Origin of the sequence: Enterobacter sp. DSM 30060 (assembly GCF_013375955.1) — a bacterium.
Lineage (GTDB): Bacteria > Pseudomonadota > Gammaproteobacteria > Enterobacterales > Enterobacteriaceae > Enterobacter > Enterobacter intestinihominis.
The window spans coordinates 2,698,911-2,717,590 of sequence record NZ_CP056118.1 but is presented as its reverse complement, the minus strand read 5'-3'; the positions used below and the strand labels follow the sequence as shown (position 1 = coordinate 2,717,590).

Annotated in this window: 21 protein-coding genes and 1 tRNA gene; 4 read left to right on the top strand and 18 right to left on the bottom strand. The window is 49.1% G+C overall.

Annotated features, from left to right (window positions below; all coding sequences use genetic code 11):
* Positions 1-136 precede the first annotated feature (136 nt).
* The 8 genes from HWQ15_RS12925 to HWQ15_RS12890 all read right to left on the bottom strand — a co-directional run bounded on the left by HWQ15_RS12925 (position 137) and on the right by HWQ15_RS12890 (position 5,317).
* Positions 137-1,177 (bottom strand): major capsid protein, encoded by a 1,041-nt coding sequence (locus tag HWQ15_RS12925; protein WP_023303160.1) that lies wholly within the window; start codon positions 1,175-1,177, stop codon positions 137-139.
* A 16-nt stretch (positions 1,178-1,193) separates the two neighbouring features.
* Positions 1,194-1,553, bottom strand: coding sequence for a hypothetical protein (locus HWQ15_RS12920; RefSeq protein ID WP_023303159.1), 360 nt, complete (start codon positions 1,551-1,553; stop codon positions 1,194-1,196).
* Positions 1,550-1,765: a hypothetical protein gene (locus tag HWQ15_RS12915; protein WP_023303158.1), complete on the bottom strand. Its 216-nt coding sequence runs from the start codon at positions 1,763-1,765 to the stop codon at positions 1,550-1,552. The genes HWQ15_RS12920 and HWQ15_RS12915 overlap by 4 nt, the downstream gene beginning before the upstream one ends.
* A gap of 656 nt (positions 1,766-2,421) precedes the next feature.
* Entirely contained in the window at positions 2,422-2,778 is a 357-nt protein-coding gene (locus HWQ15_RS12910) for a hypothetical protein (protein ID WP_023303157.1), read from the bottom strand.
* Complete coding sequence (locus HWQ15_RS12905) at positions 2,768-3,163, bottom strand: hypothetical protein (RefSeq protein WP_032623407.1); 396 nt, start codon at positions 3,161-3,163, stop codon at positions 2,768-2,770. Before HWQ15_RS12905 ends, HWQ15_RS12910 begins: the two co-directional genes overlap by 11 nt.
* Before the next feature lie 408 nt (positions 3,164-3,571).
* Positions 3,572-5,020 carry a hypothetical protein gene (locus HWQ15_RS12900; RefSeq protein ID WP_023303155.1) on the bottom strand — a complete coding sequence of 483 codons (1,449 nt, stop codon included), beginning with the start codon at positions 5,018-5,020 and terminating at the stop codon, positions 3,572-3,574.
* The gene (locus tag HWQ15_RS12895; protein WP_023303154.1) at positions 4,986-5,144 is read right to left on the bottom strand and encodes a hypothetical protein; all 159 of its coding nucleotides are present in this window, start codon (positions 5,142-5,144) and stop codon (positions 4,986-4,988) included. The genes HWQ15_RS12900 and HWQ15_RS12895 overlap by 35 nt, the downstream gene beginning before the upstream one ends.
* On the bottom strand, positions 5,141-5,317 hold the full coding sequence (locus HWQ15_RS12890; RefSeq protein ID WP_013098603.1) for a hypothetical protein: 177 nt from the start codon (positions 5,315-5,317) through the stop codon (positions 5,141-5,143). Before HWQ15_RS12890 ends, HWQ15_RS12895 begins: the two co-directional genes overlap by 4 nt.
* Positions 5,318-6,830: 1,513 nt before the next feature.
* Between HWQ15_RS12890 and HWQ15_RS12885 the strand changes: the two genes are divergently transcribed.
* Positions 6,831-7,391 carry a tyrosine-type recombinase/integrase gene (locus tag HWQ15_RS12885; protein WP_023303153.1) on the top strand — a complete coding sequence of 187 codons (561 nt, stop codon included), beginning with the start codon at positions 6,831-6,833 and terminating at the stop codon, positions 7,389-7,391.
* 87 nt (positions 7,392-7,478) lie between these two features.
* On the opposite strand, the gene HWQ15_RS12880 is transcribed toward HWQ15_RS12885, so the two are convergent.
* A complete protein-coding gene (locus HWQ15_RS12880; RefSeq protein ID WP_045608302.1) occupies positions 7,479-7,835 on the bottom strand; it encodes a hypothetical protein in 357 nt (118 codons plus the stop codon).
* 291 nt (positions 7,836-8,126) lie between these two features.
* Between HWQ15_RS12880 and yecR the strand changes: the two genes are divergently transcribed.
* Positions 8,127-8,300 (top strand): YecR family lipoprotein, encoded by a 174-nt coding sequence (gene yecR / locus HWQ15_RS23190; protein ID WP_223862021.1) that lies wholly within the window; start codon positions 8,127-8,129, stop codon positions 8,298-8,300.
* Between the two features lie 21 nt (positions 8,301-8,321).
* On the opposite strand, the gene HWQ15_RS12870 is transcribed toward yecR, so the two are convergent.
* The 5 genes from HWQ15_RS12870 to proB form a co-directional block, all read right to left on the bottom strand.
* Positions 8,322-8,564, bottom strand: coding sequence for a hypothetical protein (locus HWQ15_RS12870; protein ID WP_023303151.1), 243 nt, complete (start codon positions 8,562-8,564; stop codon positions 8,322-8,324).
* Positions 8,565-8,721: 157 nt separating this feature from the next.
* Complete coding sequence (locus tag HWQ15_RS12865) at positions 8,722-8,880, bottom strand: hypothetical protein (protein ID WP_023303150.1); 159 nt, start codon at positions 8,878-8,880, stop codon at positions 8,722-8,724.
* 568 nt (positions 8,881-9,448) lie between these two features.
* Positions 9,449-9,524 (bottom strand) — tRNA-Thr (locus tag HWQ15_RS12860).
* A gap of 111 nt (positions 9,525-9,635) precedes the next feature.
* Positions 9,636-10,889, bottom strand: a complete 1,254-nt coding sequence (proA, locus tag HWQ15_RS12855) for a glutamate-5-semialdehyde dehydrogenase (RefSeq protein WP_063149359.1) — start codon at positions 10,887-10,889, stop codon at positions 9,636-9,638.
* Between the two features lie 11 nt (positions 10,890-10,900).
* A complete protein-coding gene (proB, locus tag HWQ15_RS12850; RefSeq protein WP_015571369.1) occupies positions 10,901-12,004 on the bottom strand; it encodes a glutamate 5-kinase in 1,104 nt (367 codons plus the stop codon).
* Between the two features lie 305 nt (positions 12,005-12,309).
* Between proB and phoE the strand changes: the two genes are divergently transcribed.
* Positions 12,310-13,362: a phosphoporin PhoE gene (phoE, locus tag HWQ15_RS12845; protein WP_022647150.1), complete on the top strand. Its 1,053-nt coding sequence runs from the start codon at positions 12,310-12,312 to the stop codon at positions 13,360-13,362.
* A gap of 131 nt (positions 13,363-13,493) precedes the next feature.
* On the opposite strand, the gene crl is transcribed toward phoE, so the two are convergent.
* The 3 genes from crl to gpt all read right to left on the bottom strand — a co-directional run bounded on the left by crl (position 13,494) and on the right by gpt (position 15,759).
* Positions 13,494-13,895 carry a sigma factor-binding protein Crl gene (gene crl / locus HWQ15_RS12840; protein ID WP_022647149.1) on the bottom strand — a complete coding sequence of 134 codons (402 nt, stop codon included), beginning with the start codon at positions 13,893-13,895 and terminating at the stop codon, positions 13,494-13,496.
* Between the two features lie 56 nt (positions 13,896-13,951).
* Positions 13,952-15,196 (bottom strand): esterase FrsA, encoded by a 1,245-nt coding sequence (gene frsA / locus HWQ15_RS12835; RefSeq protein ID WP_023305490.1) that lies wholly within the window; start codon positions 15,194-15,196, stop codon positions 13,952-13,954.
* A gap of 104 nt (positions 15,197-15,300) precedes the next feature.
* Positions 15,301-15,759 (bottom strand): xanthine phosphoribosyltransferase, encoded by a 459-nt coding sequence (gene gpt / locus HWQ15_RS12830; protein ID WP_003863205.1) that lies wholly within the window; start codon positions 15,757-15,759, stop codon positions 15,301-15,303.
* 258 nt (positions 15,760-16,017) lie between these two features.
* Here gpt and pepD point away from each other — a divergent pair, with 258 nt between their 5' ends.
* Positions 16,018-17,475, top strand: a complete 1,458-nt coding sequence (pepD, locus tag HWQ15_RS12825; protein ID WP_063149358.1) for a cytosol nonspecific dipeptidase — start codon at positions 16,018-16,020, stop codon at positions 17,473-17,475.
* Positions 17,476-17,530: 55 nt separating this feature from the next.
* Here pepD and dinB read toward each other — a convergent pair whose 3' ends face one another.
* A complete protein-coding gene (dinB, locus tag HWQ15_RS12820; protein ID WP_063149357.1) occupies positions 17,531-18,589 on the bottom strand; it encodes a DNA polymerase IV in 1,059 nt (352 codons plus the stop codon).
* Positions 18,590-18,680: the final 91 nt, after the last annotated feature.

The window sequence follows — 18,680 nt, the reverse complement described above, 5'->3', positions numbered from 1 at the left end:
TCCACCTCTATTTTTCCTCTTGTTATGGGGGAAATAAAAAAAGGGATGCAACCAGAGCCACAATTGCGCTGTGGATTAGTGAGCATCCCTCATTAAAACGCCTGATTATTTCCAGCGGCAGGCTGCCGCTTGCTCATTAAGCAGTGATGGTGATTTTCACCTGCATACCTAACGCATGGTTTACAGGCAGTGCGCTGTTTTCGTGCATAACGTGGTAAGCATCGCCGCGCTCGCTCAGGTAGCCCCAGGAGTAGTATTCAGCAGGTGCAGCATCAATCAGCGCAAAGTTGCCAGAGGCAGCGCCGTAGATGTTCTGATAAGGGTTTGTACTGCCACTGCCCTTGCTGAACACCGGAACCGCCACCATGTCAGCATCATCTGGCATCTGTGCAAGGATCAGCGTGTCTGTGACCTTCACAAAATCTACTGGGCTACCAGGTAGGCTAAAGGTTGAAACACCAGGGAGAAGCTCGTGACGCTGGTAGAACAGGTTACGGTCGTCATATGGCGCTACATACTGGAACGCTTTAGACATACTGTCAGAGAAGCGAATCTGGCTGAATGCAGCAGGTTTAGCGAATACGATCACTCGTTCAATCTGACCAGCCAATCCACCTGCGGCAGCCTGAACTTTGTCTAAGATGGCATCAAAATCCTGTGCCGCTGTCGCTGCACTCACGCTGGCTGTCATTGGCACAACGCCAAACAATTCAGCATAAGAGATCAGCAGGTCATCAGTTGCAGGGGTGTACACTTCACCTTTGAAGAGGCAGCGGGCCAGGTACGATTCTCGGGTACGAAGGTAAGCAATTTTATGTTTCCCAGTGTATTCGGTGTACAGGTCTGTAACGGTTTGTTCGTAATCAGTGCCTTGTACCCTTTTCCCTTGTACGTCTACTGGTTTGAAGGTGTCTTCCCTTGCAAACCAAGGAATCTCCACCAAATATTCTTTACCATTCTGACGCGCGGTAGTGTCGTGGTTTGATGAATAACGGCTCTGCGGGGTGTTAAACAGGCTGTAGTTATCATCCAGAAGCTGTGTCACCACCACTTTCGGATTCTGAACACCTACTTCGTCGAAGAGGTCGAGGGCATTCATAAGGTAGTTACGTTCCGGCAGGGCCTGGAAGATTGGCGCTAAATCGACCATCTCACGCCCAATTGCGATTTTAGTCATTAATGATCATCCTTGATTAAGAGGTGAAGAATGGACGGCATACGAATCCTTTGGATTCGAGCGTGGTAATAGCTGCGGCGTGGTTAGCTGCATTCAGGTTGTCGGCTTTGAGCGCTACGAAGCTGCCAACATTAGGCGCACGTAGGACATTCACGGTTTTACCGTCGCCAGCACTCACGAAATCACTTACCACCACAAAGGCATTATCGCCGGAGGTGTATAAAGCGCCATCAGCCCCGATGACATCGGCGCATTGAATATCCGCTGGCAGGTCGAAAACACGACCTTCTACGACTGCAAAAGAATCAGTGGCGTAGCTCACTACGTCCGTGAAACTCTTACGAATTGGGAAAAGTTCGGTTAGGTCTACAATCATTGTTGTTTGATTTCCTTGGATTTGATTGCGATCCGTTCCTGCATACTAAGTTGAGGAGTGTCCTCAGAAGGGAAATAACGCTCTACAGCGAGTTCAATTTCTTCTATAGTGCATCCTGCCATTTCAGCCACTTTAGCTGTTATTTCAGGGTTAACTTGAATCACTTCGGATTTGTATTTTAGGATTCGGTCGCGATTGTTTAATAAGAACATTGTGTTGTTCCTTCGCGTTGTGTCTGCGTACAACATAAATGCTGTATGCAGGGTAAAGAGAAGGGCTACCGAAGTAGCCCTGAAGAGTATGCCCTTGTTAGAAAGCATTGTTTAACGTCATCGTTTCGGAGGATTATGAAGTTAAAGAATGGTTTCTTGAATAAAATGAAGGGCGCAACTGTTACGAATAACAGAAGAAGGATCGCCCGTCATTGCTCCCACTTCAAAACAGAAGCCCTTCTGTCATGGCGAGAAGTGGGAATGGAATCTCAATATCACCACTGGAATAGTAATAAGAGATTGCCAGCCTGAACGTAACTACCACTGACGGCATTTATTCAGTCTGACTACTTATAATCCTAACGGGGTTATAAGGTTTAGAGCAAAGAATTTGCTCTCTGAAAGAGAATGTGCGCGGTGATTGTCCGTTACCACCCGACACAAGTGGGAACGCCCGCGCCACCCTTTGGAACTAAACACAACAAAGGAAAACAACCAGCTTTCAGAGAGAAAATTCAGATGGAGAGAGTGCCGCTATGAGAAACGGCATTCTGGAGGGAGAGGTGATTCGAATACTATCCATACTTCTTATTCTATAACATTTCTGTTAATTTGTCAATACCCAAACCGAAATTTTATTCACTTTCCTTGCATTTTTATTCAAATTCGCTTACTGCGTATTTCTCGGCAATGGCTCCTGCCAGTTCCGCAAGTTCGGCGGTGATGTATTGCAGGGAGCAAGCAAGCTCTTCAAGGTCATTGGCAATGCGCCACGCCTGATCCACGGTGACGGTATCCCCGTTCATCTGCACCAGGTGCTCTACAGCAGCGCTCCAGTGTTCAAGGGCGGTAATTGCCTGTTCAGTGTATTGTATCGCTTCCAGAAGCGCGGAGGGCGTTCTCTCACGCCACGCCTTATTAACAAGCTGCAATGCTGGTAGATGCCAGATATCGTGGAAAGAGTTAATAAGGGTGTTCACGATGTTCACGGTGTCCATAGTGTTAAGAGTCATAATGTTCCTTGGTATCAAATAGGGTGTCAAAGTCGCGGGTTAAATTGTTAAGGTGATTAACCGAAAGCCAGCCGCAATAATGTTCGTATGAGGAGAAATTAAGAATTTGCCATTTGTGAAGATTTGAAGAATCCACATTAAAGATTTTCATCTTCCTGGGTTTCCAGAATGCACCAGGGCAGCTATTGAGAATATCCTGTAATGCGCCCATCTCGTCAGGAGACATTGCAGGGCTATTCTCTTCAATTATTGTAGTTTGCCATTCACCAGGAACAGAATTGTATTCCTTCGAAAGGCGAGATAGATTTTGAAAATCAGATGTTCGTAATAATGATTGTGCGTTTCGTTCAAATTTTGTAACTACGTTACGTTTTCTTTTTCCCATTCATTCCTCGTAGAGGGAAACTTCCGTGTTTTCTCGTTAATGTCCATACTGCGTAAAATGCAAATAACCAATACATAGCGATGATCATAAAAGTTTCCCTATTGTGAGTTTTAGAAATTAGAGTAGATAAATTCTACATTGTCTCGTTCGATGTGTTTCAGCGTGAATGATAAATAGCTACTTTCATCATCTATCTCAATCACACCAATGTTGCGCAGCGCACGAAGCCAGAACCTGATCCCGTGATCACTTACACCGGATTTATCAGATAGTTCTCCGTAGGAAATGCGTGTCCTACGTCCTCTCCAGAACCAAACCAGGGCATGGTAAACGCCCTTCCCGCTATCGTTGATCTGTATCTGGTTTGTGTTGTTCAATTTTATGTATTGTATCAATTAGTCCTCCTGATTAGTTCCAGTGGCGTTGTATTGTGGCGATCCCTTTCTTCATTAGTTCAGCCGTTTGTCTTTGGGTCAATCCTTTGGATTTGTGTTCCTGTACTTCTTTACGGGTGTTGTTACCTTTAACTTTCTTTCTCACTTTCCCAAATTTCAGACATTCAATCTTTGCTCCAGGGAAATAATGCTCTTTGATGTATTCAGCAGTTGCCAGATCAGGTACTACGAACACCAGAGGGTGATCAGTGTCAGCATTACGGATAGATGTACGACTAATAAACTGGTAGCACCGTTCATAATTCATCGCGGAGCGTTGCTTCTGTTCAAATTCTTCAACATTCCAGCCGTTAAGCTCCGCATACTGCCGCCATTTACCTTGGAAATCTTTATCAAGATTACTGCAACCAAGAAACGCTGCATTGTGTATGTGCTGGTAATGGTTCAGGCCATAGGAAGCCATTGAAACACGGATACCACGGGAAGCATCGGTAAGAATTTCATCCCCTATCGTAGTAAACTGACACAGGGATTTATCTCTGTTGGTAGCGAAGATAAATTCACCAGGCACGCGCTGGATGATTTCCTGGAGATGTTCGTGAAACACTTTCTGTAATGCTGTCAAAGTGCATCTGTTTTCACATACGGCGACCAGGGAGATCGGTACACGCTTATGTTTACGTCTTTCAAGTGGCGGCTGTAAATCTTCACCAGCTTCCTCAACTTCGTATTTCGCCAGATGTTCAGCAGCCCAGGTAAACAAACTTCGAGAAGAGCCAGCACCTAAAAGTGTGAGTTGTTCAGCCCATTCTACAGATCTGATAATTGGAGACTCAGTGAAGGCAAACAGGTGTTTATTCTCTTCGTAGAGAAGTCCAGCACCCTGCATAATCGCCCAGAGCAGGCGCTTTAACTCAGCACCATTCGCCTCTGTTTCGTGCCAATAGTCGTAGAAATCTTCACGCTTATCCTCACTCAGGAATAACAATCCGTCCCGCTCTTCCAGCCAATCCAGGAATGGGAAATTTTGTTCCGTCCGTTTGGTATGCTGCACTTTGATGTAAGCGCCAAACATTGCATCAGGGATTTCATCAACAAAGATACTGAAATTACGGAGAAGGTTTTGAAGTTCCGTTTCAAGCGCTGCACGATAGCAGTAATGAATGAAACATTGATGTGTACAGATAATAACCGAATGCTGGAAATCGTATTCCAAGGTGGAAATTAGGTGTCTTACCGCTTCTGTTTCGGTGTCCACATGGAAACTCTTCACCCGTCTGTCTTTTAGTTCTTCCCTCACCTGTCCACATAATTCATGTGTTGGCATCACGAGAAGATAACGAGGGGGAATTGCTTCGGAGTTTGTTAATAAACTTGATTTGATGTAGTGCTGTAACGTGGTGGACTTTCCAGATCCGCAAATTGCATCAACGTAGGTTATTACTTTTCTTCTTTGGTTCATTTGTTTCCTCTTTGTTAAGGATTGTTGTTATTAATTCGCTCACCAGTGCGGCGGCGGCTTTATTTTCACGATTAGCCCGATTGATCAAAGCCTCGTAAGTTTCAGGGGTGAAGTTAATCTTCATTCTTTGGAATCCTTCTTAAATTCATCAAAACGGGATAGTGCTTCTTTAAACATCTGTTCACGTTCGAAATACTTTCGTTTTCTGGCTACGTACATAGATGCGTAGATTAAATCTCTTGTGGCTTTACCACTCACCAGTTCATAAAACACCTGGTCACTGCTGAAATACTTCATAGAAGATTGTCTCCTTATTCATTGTGGGGACTCACCTTGTCGGTGAGCTACAGACGCAGAAAAGCCCCCTCACCGAATGCCCAGGAGGAGGCTTAAAAGGAAATCTGTAGAGTGAATTGTTGTTCTGTTTCTTCAGAACATACCTAACTATAACATACAAACGAACGTTTTGTCAAGACATTTATTGATCTATTTCAATGCCTTGCTAAATGTCAATGACATAATGTGCTTTATAGCAACATTAGTTAGTGGAAGTCAACAAGTTTTTATGGTAGTTTTGCCAACCGGAGAGGACGCTTCTACGATTGGCATCATTTCCGGCTCTTCATGCGAGTGAGCCGATCTTGTAGCTACGCTACATCGCACAATGAACCTGTTAACACATCATTTTAATGATAAGCCCTTTTACATAATTTTGATGTGTTGAGATCGTAGGCTCACAATGAACCAGCGATCAGCGGGTGAATGTCGCATGAAAAGGTATCTACTCATGATCATCCTGCACAATGATGTATGTTCGAGGAATACGAGAACATAAGAGAGATAATTAATAACCTTAATTTAATTAAGGGTAGTTAGTAGTTGGTTTGTGTCAGTGAGTGAAGCGAACATGACAAGTTTCTATACAGGAAAAATCTCTTCTCAACAATACTTTTCTGTAGAAGTCACTTTCCTGTATAGCTATCCTCCATGCGCGTGATCAGCGCATACCAAATTGTACAGTCCACTTTATGGAGAATTAACCCTACATCCCTCGTTTCACTCATGATTGCGTGTTAATTGCGAATACTCGCCTCCATAGCGCCGGAAAAATCCCACGCTAATTACATTCTAAATACCCGCTAAACCCCAGGTAAAGCGATGCTTAATCTATTCCAAATAATCCACCAGTAACGCTCTCTGAGCGCCTTTCTCACTTTCAAAGTATCTTTCATCACTTATACGAAAGCCTTGCGCCGTGCGGCTCACAGCGATCATTGTCCACAATGAGCACTTTCATGATAGGTGCAATGTGCTGAATGAGTTTTCTAAATTGAAACGATGTTTCTTTTTCCATGCTGAAACCAGCCAATTCATTAGCATTCTAATCATTTCTTAGTACAATCAATTCAAATGAGAATCATTATCATCTACGGTGCAATATCCCTACCTCAAGGTTCTGTAGAAATGTGAGATAGAATACCTAACCTATTGATTTATTTGATACGCTACGCTTTATCTTCGCCCTTCGCCTCTCTGGTATGCAATGAATCTGCATAAACCGTGCATAGCCTCGCCAGGATTTGGCAACGTTCAAACATCTGTTTAGACTTGCCAACATTATGATTTTGTTCAAGATATTCCGAAATTGTTCGAATTTCAAACAGGAGTCCGTGCTTTTTCGCGTTCAGTAGTGCTGGAAATGGCGCAACCTTCCACCACTCCGTCAAAAAATGTGAGATTGAATAGTTGTAACTTGCTGAAAATGATCATAATCTTATTTCACAGTTTCAAGATTTACGGAGATAAGCAGATGGCGACCACGAAGATAATCACCCAGGCAGAGGCTTTTAAGCTGATTAACTGGCTTGAAAGTCATAACAAACAGCTATTCGCAGACGTAGCGGTAACAATGGCCTCTTTATGCTTACGTGTCGGGGATACGGTGAATTTAAAGTTCACCCAGTTCAAGGAAGGAAATACGCTGGAAGTACTGGAGAGTAAGACGTGCAAGAAGAAAGAAATCATCGTCCCTGCGAAGGTGTGGGAGATTGTAGAACGTCGCCGCCAGGCATTCCCGAAAGACGAATATGTTTTTACGTCACACAGCAATCGTGCATCAGGAAAAGCCCCTGTCAGCCGTGAACAGGTGAACCGTGAGATCAAACAGGCTGCGGAGAATGTGGGGATCAAAGGAACAGTAGGATGCCATTCTTTTCGCAAGTTTTCTGCCACACAGGTGTGGGAGAAGTCTAACGGGAATTTGGCTTTAGCAATGAAAGCGCTGAACCACTCAGATCCCAAAGTCACCATGAACTATTTGAAAATTGACGTTAAGAGCGTGGGCGCTGCCCTTGCAAACATTTGGGAGTGAGCAATATGAAACGCTTGATTGTACTGCCGCTGGCGCTCATGAGACTGAAAGGTTAACGCAAGGCGCACCAGAGCATTTGGAAAGCAATCAGAACACACCAGCAGTGAGGGTGCACTTGGTAAACTTGTAGTGATCATAAGTGAACTCACAGTACACATTACCCACACCTTGCAGAGATACATCCCCCTGATACTTTCTCTCTCGTGTGTCGGGATCAAATTGGTTGAGGTAAAACTCCCCAAACATACTAAAAAACTTCTTCGCCCCAAATCTGCTCACACGAAGTTCGAAACTATCTATATAACCAGATGAACGCATCTCGACGGCAATAATACGCGCGATGGCAATCGCCTCCTGTTTACTTAACCAGTTATTCACAAACAAGAACACAATAAAAGAGCAACCTAATGTTTCAGGTAATGCCAAGATAGAAACAATTAACATTATCACGCGCAGCAACTATTATTCCTTCTTTCAAGAATCAGACAGAAATCATTAAGAAAACTCTTAAAGTTTTTGAGGCTATATTTTAAGTTAGCAATCTTACCGCAACAACTTAACACAAAAACTCTTGGTAGGGATGATCCTTGATGCGTAAAAGTTTATTGATGTTGTTAGCTTCTTCTCTGCTTCTGTCTGGGTGTGCTGTATAGAAACAACAGGTTCTAACTGGTGGTAGCAAGTCTGATGGGACTGTAAAAACGAGTTATTCTTTCGGGATGTTCGCCCCCTAAAGTGAACGTCCAGCAAGGCGCTCAAGCAGCAGCACAGCGTTGCGCTGCATGTGGCTATTCTGGTGCTGAGCCTTTCGGCGGTTATACTTCAGTTTGTTCTCAACCATCCACAAGCGGATGTATGGAAACACTGGTCTCAATGGAGTATCAATGTACTGGCGATATTAAAAAATAAAATAAAGGGGACATCGCCCCCTTATGCCCTTGCCAACCATTTTGTAGGGATCTCTTCCCACTTTTTGCTTACTTCATCAAAGAAGAACACATCATCAATGCCATGCTCAAGGAGGTTAACTGTCTGAGTAGCTGTCGGTATATTCAAATCTTCAACAAGCGCTGACAACACGGTATTGATTTGATCACATCCGTCCCATTCAATAATTTTCTCTTTATGTTTTCCATGAAACCCATAGTGGATACGTAACTGCTTATTGGTCATTACCATCCCCCTACTGTTAGTATTATCCTGATACATTGACTCAACAAAATCTCGTTGCTCTCCAGTCAAGGTGAGTGTCTCCAAAGAAAGAGCCCACTAAATTGTGCAACTAATAGATTTTAGACGATATAAGCCATTTAGCACCGTGATGGGTAGCTTAAAACATGTTGTTAGCCGTTCGCGCCAGCTTGATTTCCTCTCGCTCTTCCTGCTTCTTAGCAAGCCAAGCTTTACCTTCTGGCGTAGCAAGGAATTTACGAGCGTGAATCTTACGGTTGTTGCGCTTAGTGGCTGCCTTATTCGTGGCTTTTGACATGATATCACCTCCGCTGAATCTGCCAGCGCTCAACGTACAGCAGAGAGACAGTACAACGAAAGTTACAATGGTGCAGATAATGGATGACCATTACGTGCCGTGTTGGGCACATAAGAAAAGGCGGCGCGTAGCGCTTCCGCAGGGTGTAATCCCTTCGCAGGGAGGATAAAGCCTTAGCACGTTCTCTTATCAGGTGATCGTTATACTCCGGTGATCGAAACCGTGGCAGAGCCGGATTCTTTCCCGATCCGGTTAGTCTTCCCAACATTACGCCTGTTTATTCTCTGCAACGTCATCTCGACGTGTAGCATCATTGAGCGCCGCACGAAGCGCGGAACGTATCGCTAAGGGTTCAAGTGATGTGTTTAGAGAGTCCGGCAACTCTTTTAGCTTCAAGGGATGGCATAATTTCTAATGCTGTTCGGGCTTGAGCCTGGTAACTACCCGCCAGTACGTTGTACAATACTTGAGCCGATACAACGCAAAGGCGTTTACCAGTGCTAACAGAAGTTACAAACCGTTAGATAAACATGCTAAAGAATGCTGTTTTTACGGGATTTTCTGTTGATGGTGCCGATAATAGGAGTCGAACCTACGACCTTCGCATTACGAATGCGCTGCTCTACCAACTGAGCTATATCGGCCCTGAGAGACCGGTTACGAGCGTAACCACGGGGCAAAAGAGTAGATCTAACCGGGTGATGCGTCAATGCCCTTTTGAATCAAACGGCTATTTTTGCATCACCCGCGATTATTTACGCACGAATGGTATCATCACCGAAGCCGATCCACTTGTAGGTGGTCAGCGCTTCCAGCCCCATCGGACCGCGGGCATGCAGCTTCTGAGTGCTCACAGCCACCTCCGCGCCCAGACCAAACTGGCCGCCATCGGTGAAGCGCGTCGAGGCATTCACGTAAACCGCAGACGAATCCACTTCATTCACAAAACGATCGGCATTGCGCAGGGTGCGCGTCAGGATCGCATCAGAATGCTGGGTTCCGTGTTCACGAATGTGCGCAATAGCATCATCGAGATCCGCAACTACCTTCACGTTCAGATCCAGCGACAAATACTCATCGTCGTACTGCTCCGCGTTAACCGGAACGACCTTTGCCGGACCGTCTTTCAGCAGGGCGAGAGCCTTCTCGTCCGCATGCAGCGTAACGCCACTTTCCGCCATCTGCATGCTCAGCGCTGGCAGGAAGGTACTGGCGATGCCCTGATGCACCAGCAGCGTTTCCACCGTATTACAGGTGCTTGGACGCTGAGTTTTAGCGTTGACGATAATCTTCAGTGCAGGTTCGATCTCCGCGGTGTCATCCACCACGATATGGCATACGCCAATACCGCCGGTAATGACCGGAATGGTGGAATGCTCACGGCACAGCTTGTGCAGGCCCGCGCCGCCGCGTGGGATGAGCATGTCGATGTGTTTGTCCATGCGCAGCATCTCGTTGACCAGCGCGCGGTCGGGGCTTTCAATCGCCTGCACGGCAGCCGCCGGTAAGCCGCACTCTTCCAGCGCCTGCTGAATGACGTTTACCGTCGCGGCGTTGGTGCGCCAGGTCTCTTTCCCGCCACGCAGGATAGCGGCGTTACCGGTTTTCAGGCACAGGGAGGCAACATCCACCGTCACGTTTGGACGCGCTTCGTAAATCACACCGATGACGCCGAGTGGCACACGACGACGCTCAAGGCGTAACCCGCTGTCGAGCACCCCACCGTCAATCACCTGCCCTACCGGGTCGGCGAGGTTGCACACCTGACGGACGTCATCGGCGATACCTTTCAGACGCGCCGGGGTCAATGCCAGACGGTCGAGCATCGCTTCGCTCAAGCCGTTGCGACGCGCTTCCAGCAGATCCTGCTCGTTGGCGAGCAAAATTTCCTGCGACTGGGATTCCAGATAATCAGCGATTTTTTCCAGCACGCGGTTTTTCTCGCGGCTGGAAAGGAGCGCCAGTTTATACGAGGCGGCTTTCGCGGCTGCGCCCATTTGTTCCAGCATGTTCTGGCTCCTTAACGAATAATCATGTCGTCGCGATGCACGGCAACCGGGCCATATTCATAGCCCAGGATGGCGTCGATCTGCTGGGAATGGTGGCCAGCAATCCGACGCAGCGCGTCGCTGTTATAACGGCTTACGCCATGAGCGATGTCGCGACCTTCAAGGTTACGGATTCGGATCACTTCACCACGCGAGAAGTTGCCTGTCACGCTTTTAATTCCTTTTGGAAGCAACGAGCTTCCTCTTTCCAGAATAGCGGCGGTCGCGCCTTCATCCACGGTCAATTCACCAGCCGGGGGCGCGCCAAAGATCCAGCGTTTGCGGTTTTCCAGCGGGGAGGCCTGGGCGTGGAAGCGTGTGCCCACAGAGATGCCTTCCATCACATCACCTATCACGCCCGGACGGCTGCCCGCGGCAATGATGGTGTCGATACCGGCACGGCACGCCACGTCCGCAGCCTGGAGCTTGGTGCCCATACCGCCTGTCCCAAGACCAGAAACGCTGTCTCCTGCAATGGCACGCAGCGCATCGTCAATGCCGTGAACGTCTTTGATCAGTTCTGCCTGTGGATTGGAACGCGGGTCAGCGGTAAACAGCCCCTGCTGATCGGTCAGAAGCAGCAGCTTATCGGCCCCTGCCAGGATCGCCGCCAGCGCAGAGAGGTTATCGTTGTCGCCTACTTTGATTTCAGCGGTGGCAACAGCGTCGTTTTCGTTGATGACCGGAACGATATGGTTATCCAGCAGCGCGCGCAGCGTATCGCGGGCGTTCAGGAAACGTTCTCTGTCTTCCATATCCGCACGCGTCAGCAGCATCTGCCCGACGTGAATGCCATAAATGGAGAACAGTTGTTCCCAGAGCTGTATGAGTCGGCTTTGTCCTACGGCGGCCAGCAGCTGTTTGGAGGCGATCGTCGCGGGGAGTTCGGGGTAGCCCAGGTGTTCACGCCCGGCGGCAATCGCCCCGGAGGTCACAATCACAATACGATGCCCTGCGGCATGCAACTGAGCGCACTGACGTACAAGCTCAACGATATGGGCACGATTAAGGCGGCGTGATCCGCCTGTTAACACACTGGTACCGAGTTTTACCACCAGCGTCTGGCTGTCACTCATGATTCTCTGCCGTTCAACAATAAGGGAAAATGATGTCAGTCAGACGTTTTAACAGGTGTCAGCCCCGTTGCCAACTGCCTTAGCACATCACCCGTCACTTTGTTGCGCGGGATCAGGAAGCGTAGCGGCAGATTTTGACAATTTTATTACCGAAAAATTAAAACATACTTTTTTAGACATATTCTTACTTTGTCATAAAACGTTCACCCACTAACGATAAAACCCTTCCTGTTTTTCACGGGGTAATAAGTTGAATCTTATTGCTCAGCGAATATTAGCGCGTTTTTATAAAATCAGGATTGAAAATGAAAAAGAGCACTCTGGCATTAGTGGTAATGGGCGTAGTTGCATCCACATCTGTTCACGCAGCAGAAGTTTATAATAAAAACGGTAATAAACTGGACGTGTACGGCAAAGTAAAAGCAATGCACTATCTCAGTGATGATGACGCGAAGGATGGTGACCAGACTTACGTTCGTTTTGGCTTTAAGGGTGAAACGCAGATTAACGATCAGCTGACGGGCTACGGACGTTGGGAAGCAGAGTTCGCGGGTAACAAAGCAGAAAGCGACTCTTCTCAAAAAACGCGCCTGGCATTTGCGGGTATTAAACTGAAAGATTTTGGTTCTTTTGATTACGGTCGTAACCTGGGTGCACTGTATGACGTCGCCGCATACACCGATATGTTCCCGGAGTTCGGCGGTGACGGCCTGGCGCAGACCGATAACTTCATGACGAAACGCGCTTCCGGTCTGGCCACATACCGTAATACCGATTTCTTTGGCATGGTTGACGGTCTTAATATGACCCTGCAATATCAGGGTAAAAATGAAAACCGCGACGTGAAGAAGCAAAACGGTGACGGCTTCGGTACCTCCCTGAGCTATGACTTCGGCGGCAGCGATTTCTCTGTGATTGGTGCGTATGCCAGCTCCGATCGCACCAATGAGCAAAACCTTCAGGCACGCGGCGAAGGTAAAAAAGCAGAAGGCTGGGCGACCGGTCTGAAATATGATGCCAACGATATATATCTGGCCACTCTCTATTCTGAAACCCGCAATATGGCCCCTATTTCCGGTGGCTTTGCAAATAAAGCGCAAAACTTCGAAGTGGTTGCGCAATATCAGTTTGACTTTGGTCTGCGCCCATCTCTGGGTTACGTGCAGTCTAAAGGCAAAGATATCGAAGGCATCGGCGATGAAGATATCGTGAAATACATCGATGTAGGTGCGACCTATTATTTCAACAAAAACATGTCTGCGTTTGTTGATTATAAAATCAACCAGATCGATGACGATAATAAACTGGGCGTAAGCAGCGATGATATCGTTGCGCTGGGCATGACCTACCAGTTCTGATGTTGTGGTAATAAAAAAACCGGCGCTGAGCCGGTTTTTTTGTGCCCGGTGACGCTATGCTTACCGGACCTGGGGAGTAATACGTTTTTAGGCCGGGTAAGGCGTAGCCGCCACCCGGCGCTGTGACATCATCAGGCTCTCAGTTTCACCGCTTCGCTGGAAAAATCGTCCGCAGGCTCCAGCTTCAGATCCAGCGTTGCCAGCAGGTCGCGAGCTCTGCCGTGAAATTCTTTTAGCGTATGCTCCAGGCGATCGATCACTTCCTGATCTTTGATGCTCGTCGCCTGCCAGTGCCCGTCTTTATTAAACAGGCCAAACTGATAGCTATAGGTAAAACGGTTTTCCTGTGCTTCCATTTCCATCCACCAGCCCCAGAACTCACGTTTTTCGGGTGCAGGCTTCACGTTGACGCAAACAGCCAGGCAGTCGAAAAAAAAGCGATTCTCTTCACACTGCTCTTCTCGAATATACGGGCCAAGAGCCATGAACTTCTTAATCAGTCTACTTTTCGGGTGTCCACTCGGTAACGTCATTGCGATCTCCTTTTGTGAAGCACTGTTTTACCAAACCAACGAAATTTAGCAAACTATTAACACAATCTCTGCGTGATCCAGCGTGTGATCTCTTTAAGCGCTTTGTCAAAATTTTGGTACACCGGGCTGAAGGGTACCTCCAGCAATTTGCCATCCGAAGATGACGAGGTGATTAAGCGTGACTCCTCTTCCGGGCTAAATGGATCGTTCTTCCAGAAACCGGACATCATCGGGGTTGGGCAACGGCGGCCCAGCAAGCCCTGCGTTTTTAATGAATATCGATTAAGTTCAATGCGCAACGCTTCATCTGAAGCATCATGCATGCCAAGTCGGCTCGCCAGCACGTCCAGATACATTTCAGGAACGCTACCCTGACGCGCAGGCTCGCTTAGCAGTGCATGCACTACCGGACCAAGACAGGCGACGGCCTTCAGGCGGGAAGATTCAAGGTAGGCCAGCCGTACCGCGACGTTAGCGCCAAAGCGGAAGCCAAACGCACCTACCCGGGTATGGTCAACCCAGGGGATATTCTCCAGCGCTTTTAATGCATGCTGGTGCAGCAGGCTGGAATCTTGCGTAAGTTTCCATTTGGATGAAAAACCAATTGATGGCATATCGAGCGTCAGCATGGCGATCCCGTTTGGGGCAAAGTAGCGCTCATACAGGCTGTAATAATCAATTTGTAACGAATCCAGGCCGCCGCACATCAGAACCGTCGGGAACGGGCCTTCCCCCTCCGGCATATGCAGGAATCCAGTCACCGGGCTACCGCCGGGAATGGCGAACTCAATTTCACGCATCCGGCCAGGCAGCCGCTGGGCGGCCTCTTCATAAGCCCGGTTTGCCAGCGCCTGGGCCTGCTCCGCCAGTTCGTCTCCTTTCAGATGCGGGTATGCAGCGATGCTGTAAAGGTTTGCCGCATGCAGCCAGTGTTTGCCGCTGAGAGTGGCATCTTCTTCCTGGCTCGCTTTTTGCTGCCAGAGCATGGCCTGCTTTGACCATTCGTAGATCCAGTTCCCGCCACGGTAGCCCACCACCGTGTCGTAGAGATCGCTGTCGGTGCGCTCAGACTCGCTCATGACGATACGCGCCTGCACGTCGAGGATTTCACGTGGATCGATACCGCGCCAGATCCACATCAGGCGATTAATCATGCGGTACCAGTGGGGCACGTTTTTACCATCTAGCGCTGACTGTACAGCAGGCATGGTCCCCGGATTAAACCGACGCACCAGCGTCGAGGTTTCAGGATGCTTGAAACGGGGTTTGAAAAGAGTTTCGGTGAGATTCGCCTGCGCCATTGCGTTGCCTCCATGGATACATCACTTGGAGACCATTGTAACGCGTGACAGGCCAAAAAGAACAACGCCCGGCATAACCGGGCGTGTAAAGTTACGTACTGAAATTAACGGCCAGAAATAGGCGGTACGAAGACCACGCCCATATCCCATGGCTGTTCAATCCAGGTATCCTGAGGGATATCAATGACGTAATCATCAACCAGGGGACGACCCGCTGGTTTCGCGAAGATAGTGACGAAGTGCGCTTTTGGATACATTTCGCGGATAGCCACAGCGGTACCGCCGGTGTCCACCAGATCGTCGATAACGATAAAGCCTTCACCGTCGCCTTCCGCGCGCTTCAGCACTTTCAGCTCACGCTGGTTATCGTGGTCATAGCTGGAGATACATACGGTATCGACATGACGAATACCCAGCTCACGTGCCAGCAGCGCCCCCGGTACCAGACCGCCACGGCTGACGGCAATAATGCCTTTCCACTGTTCGGAAGGCATCAGACGCGCAGCCAGTTTGCGTGCGTGAATCTGCAACATGTCCCAGGTGACGACGTATTTTTCGCTCATGTGAAGTGTCCCAGCCTGTTTATATACGGCTTAAAAAAATGAGGGTGAACCAGGTTGCGCGAGATTATAGAGATCTGAAGCACTAAAAACCAGTGTTACGCGCCATGAGCCTGAGTTTTTACATGCTTAATGCTACCAGCCACGGGAGAAAGTGGTATTCTCAGATGCATCTCGCAAGCCCGTCTTGTGGTAACGATTAACCTGCTAACCCAGTGACCTGCAACATTGTTTTGCAGCGCAACGACAAGGAGACCTATCGTGTCTGAACTGTCTCAATTATCTCCACAGCCGCTGTGGGATATTTTTGCCAAAATCTGCTCCATTCCGCACCCTTCCTATCACGAAGAACAGCTTGCCGAACATATTATGGGCTGGGCAAAGGAAAAAGGTCTGCACGCTGAGCGCGACCAGGTTGGCAATATTCTCATCCGCAAACCTGCCACCGCAGGTATGGAAAACCGTAAGCCAGTGGTATTGCAGGCGCACCTGGACATGGTTCCGCAGAAAAACAACGACACCGTTCACGACTTCACAAAAGACCCGATTCAGCCGTACATCGACGGTAAGTGGGTGAAGGCGCGCGGCACGACCCTGGGCGCAGATAACGGTATTGGTATGGCTTCCGCGCTGGCCGTGCTGGCTGACGACAGCGTTGAACACGGTCCGCTGGAAGTGCTGCTGACCATGACTGAAGAAGCGGGCATGGATGGCGCGTTCGGTCTCCAGGCAAACTGGCTGCAAGCGGACATTCTGATCAACACCGACTCCGAAGAAGAAGGTGAGATCTACATGGGCTGCGCGGGCGGGATCGATTTCATCTCTACCCTGCCGCTGTCCCGCGAAGCGATTCCTGCCGGTTTCGAGACCTTTAAGCTGACGCTGAAAGGGCTGAAAGGCGGTCACTCCGGCGGTGATATTCACCTGGGCCTGGGCAACGCCAACAAACTGCTGGCGCGTTTCCTGGCGGGCCATGCCGCTGAACTGGATCTGCGTCTGGTGGACTTCAACGGCGGCACTCTGCGTAACGCGATCCCTCGCGAAGCCTTCGCGACCGTGGCGGTGCCTGCGGCGAAAGCGGATGAGCTGAAAAACCTCTCCAGCCTGTATCTGGATATCCTGAAAAACGAGCTGTCTGAGAAAGAGAAAAACCTGACGGTGGTACTGGAGTCCGTTACAACGGATAAAGCCGCGCTGACCACTCAGTCTCGTGACACGTTCGTCCAGTTGCTGAACGCAACGCCAAACGGCGTGATCCGCAATTCTGACGTCGCAAAAGGCGTGGTTGAAACCTCCCTGAACGTGGGCGTAGTGACCATGGGCGACGACAGCGCAGAGATCATTTGCCTGATCCGTTCCCTGATCGACAGCGGTAAAGAGTACGTTGTGAGCATGCTGGAATCTCTGGGTACCCTGGCGGGCGCGAAAACGTCTGCAAAAGGCAGCTACCCTGGCTGGCAGCCGGATGCAAGTTCTCCGGTCATGGCACTGGTGCGTGAAACTTATCAGAGACTGTTCAACAGCACCCCGAACATTCAGGTTATTCACGCGGGTCTGGAATGTGGTCTGTTCAAGAAACCGTATCCGGATATGGACATGGTCTCCATCGGGCCGACCATCACGGGGCCACACTCCCCGGATGAGCAGGTTCACATTGAAAGCGTCGGTCACTACTGGACGCTGCTGACTGAGCTGCTGAAAGCAATCCCTGTTAAGTAATAAGCCGTTTGATGCCCGGTGGCGCTTCGCTTACCGGGCATACGATTAGCCTAATCTACAGTCCCAGCACCAGCTGACGCTCCAGCTGCGGATCCAGCAAGGTGACGTGCAGCCCCACCAGCCTTACCCCTCGTCCGCCCCGCCGCTCTTCCCATGCCTTTTTTGCCGTCGCAATAAGATCCTCTTTGTTGAGGCGTGGCCAGACGTGCTCCTGCGTCGTCTGCTGAAAATCGTTAAATTTCAGTTTGATGCCCTGCCGGGCAATAAGCAGATCCGGTTTGACCTTCAGTAAGCGTCGTTCAAGCTCAGGATAGAGTTGTTCCGTAATAATGGTTTCACACTCTGCCCAGTCATGGATATCTTCGCTCAGCGTGCGTTCAACGCCGACCGATTTACGCAGCCGTTCGTTGTTCACATCCCGGTCATCAATGCCCTGACTGCGTTCCCACAGTACGCGGCCAAACTTACCAAAACGCTTAAGCAGCAGCGCCAGATCGCTGCGCTGAACGTCTTCACAGGTGCGTAGCCCCATACTTTCCAGCTTTGCGGCGGAGACTTTACCCACACCGGGGATTTTGCTGAGCGGCAGCGTCTTTAAAAACGCCGGAACCTCTTCCGGGGTGATGACGTACTGGCCGTTGGGCTTATTTAAATCGGAGGCGATTTTGGCGAGAAATTTTATCGGCGCGACGCCTGCCGATGCCGTCAGGTTCAGCTCGTTAAAAATAGTCTGGCGGATCTCCTGCGCCATCAGGGTGGCGGAGCCGTGGCAGTGCACGCTGTGGGTGACATCCAGATAGGCTTCATCCAGCGATAACGGTTCAATCAGAGAGGTGTAGCGGGAGAAGATCTCCCGAATGTGGTTCGATGCTTCTTTATAGGCATCAAAACGTCCGGGCAAAAGAGTGAGATGCGGGCACAGTTTCAGCGCCATCGCTGTCGGCATGGCGCTGCGCACACCGTATTTGCGAGCAGGATAGTTGGCGGTGCTGATGACACCGCGCTGAACCCGGCTGCCGCCAATGGCGATGGGAATATCCCGCAGCGCCGGGTTGTCACGCATCTCCACTGCGGCAAAAAAGCAGTCCATATCGACATGGATTATTTTGCGCATAGTAAGCCCTCACTCATTACTGGATAAGTATACAGTAAACAAATGAGGGTTGAGAAGTATGCGTGGGAATTGTCGGGTGGCGGCGTTGCCT

Bases quoted from the DNA above. Each gene is read 5' to 3' on its own strand.
- HWQ15_RS12925 (WP_023303160.1), bottom strand. From the start codon at position 1,177: ATGACTAAAATCGCAATTGGGCGTGAGATGGTCGATTTAGCGCCAATC.
- HWQ15_RS12920 (WP_023303159.1), bottom strand. From the start codon at position 1,553: ATGATTGTAGACCTAACCGAACTTTTCCCAATTCGTAAGAGTTTCACG.
- HWQ15_RS12915 (WP_023303158.1), bottom strand. From the start codon at position 1,765: ATGTTCTTATTAAACAATCGCGACCGAATCCTAAAATACAAATCCGAA.
- HWQ15_RS12910 (WP_023303157.1), bottom strand. From the start codon at position 2,778: ATGACTCTTAACACTATGGACACCGTGAACATCGTGAACACCCTTATT.
- HWQ15_RS12905 (WP_032623407.1), bottom strand. From the start codon at position 3,163: ATGGGAAAAAGAAAACGTAACGTAGTTACAAAATTTGAACGAAACGCA.
- HWQ15_RS12900 (WP_023303155.1), bottom strand. From the start codon at position 5,020: ATGAACCAAAGAAGAAAAGTAATAACCTACGTTGATGCAATTTGCGGA.
- HWQ15_RS12895 (WP_023303154.1), bottom strand. From the start codon at position 5,144: ATGAAGATTAACTTCACCCCTGAAACTTACGAGGCTTTGATCAATCGG.
- HWQ15_RS12890 (WP_013098603.1), bottom strand. From the start codon at position 5,317: ATGAAGTATTTCAGCAGTGACCAGGTGTTTTATGAACTGGTGAGTGGT.
- HWQ15_RS12885 (WP_023303153.1), top strand. From the start codon at position 6,831: ATGGCGACCACGAAGATAATCACCCAGGCAGAGGCTTTTAAGCTGATT.
- HWQ15_RS12880 (WP_045608302.1), bottom strand. From the start codon at position 7,835: ATGTTAATTGTTTCTATCTTGGCATTACCTGAAACATTAGGTTGCTCT.
- HWQ15_RS12870 (WP_023303151.1), bottom strand. From the start codon at position 8,564: ATGACCAATAAGCAGTTACGTATCCACTATGGGTTTCATGGAAAACAT.
- HWQ15_RS12865 (WP_023303150.1), bottom strand. From the start codon at position 8,880: ATGTCAAAAGCCACGAATAAGGCAGCCACTAAGCGCAACAACCGTAAG.
- proA (WP_063149359.1), bottom strand. From the start codon at position 10,889: ATGCTGGAACAAATGGGCGCAGCCGCGAAAGCCGCCTCGTATAAACTG.
- proB (WP_015571369.1), bottom strand. From the start codon at position 12,004: ATGAGTGACAGCCAGACGCTGGTGGTAAAACTCGGTACCAGTGTGTTA.
- phoE (WP_022647150.1), top strand. From the start codon at position 12,310: ATGAAAAAGAGCACTCTGGCATTAGTGGTAATGGGCGTAGTTGCATCC.
- crl (WP_022647149.1), bottom strand. From the start codon at position 13,895: ATGACGTTACCGAGTGGACACCCGAAAAGTAGACTGATTAAGAAGTTC.
- frsA (WP_023305490.1), bottom strand. From the start codon at position 15,196: ATGGCGCAGGCGAATCTCACCGAAACTCTTTTCAAACCCCGTTTCAAG.
- gpt (WP_003863205.1), bottom strand. From the start codon at position 15,759: ATGAGCGAAAAATACGTCGTCACCTGGGACATGTTGCAGATTCACGCA.
- dinB (WP_063149357.1), bottom strand. From the start codon at position 18,589: ATGCGCAAAATAATCCATGTCGATATGGACTGCTTTTTTGCCGCAGTG.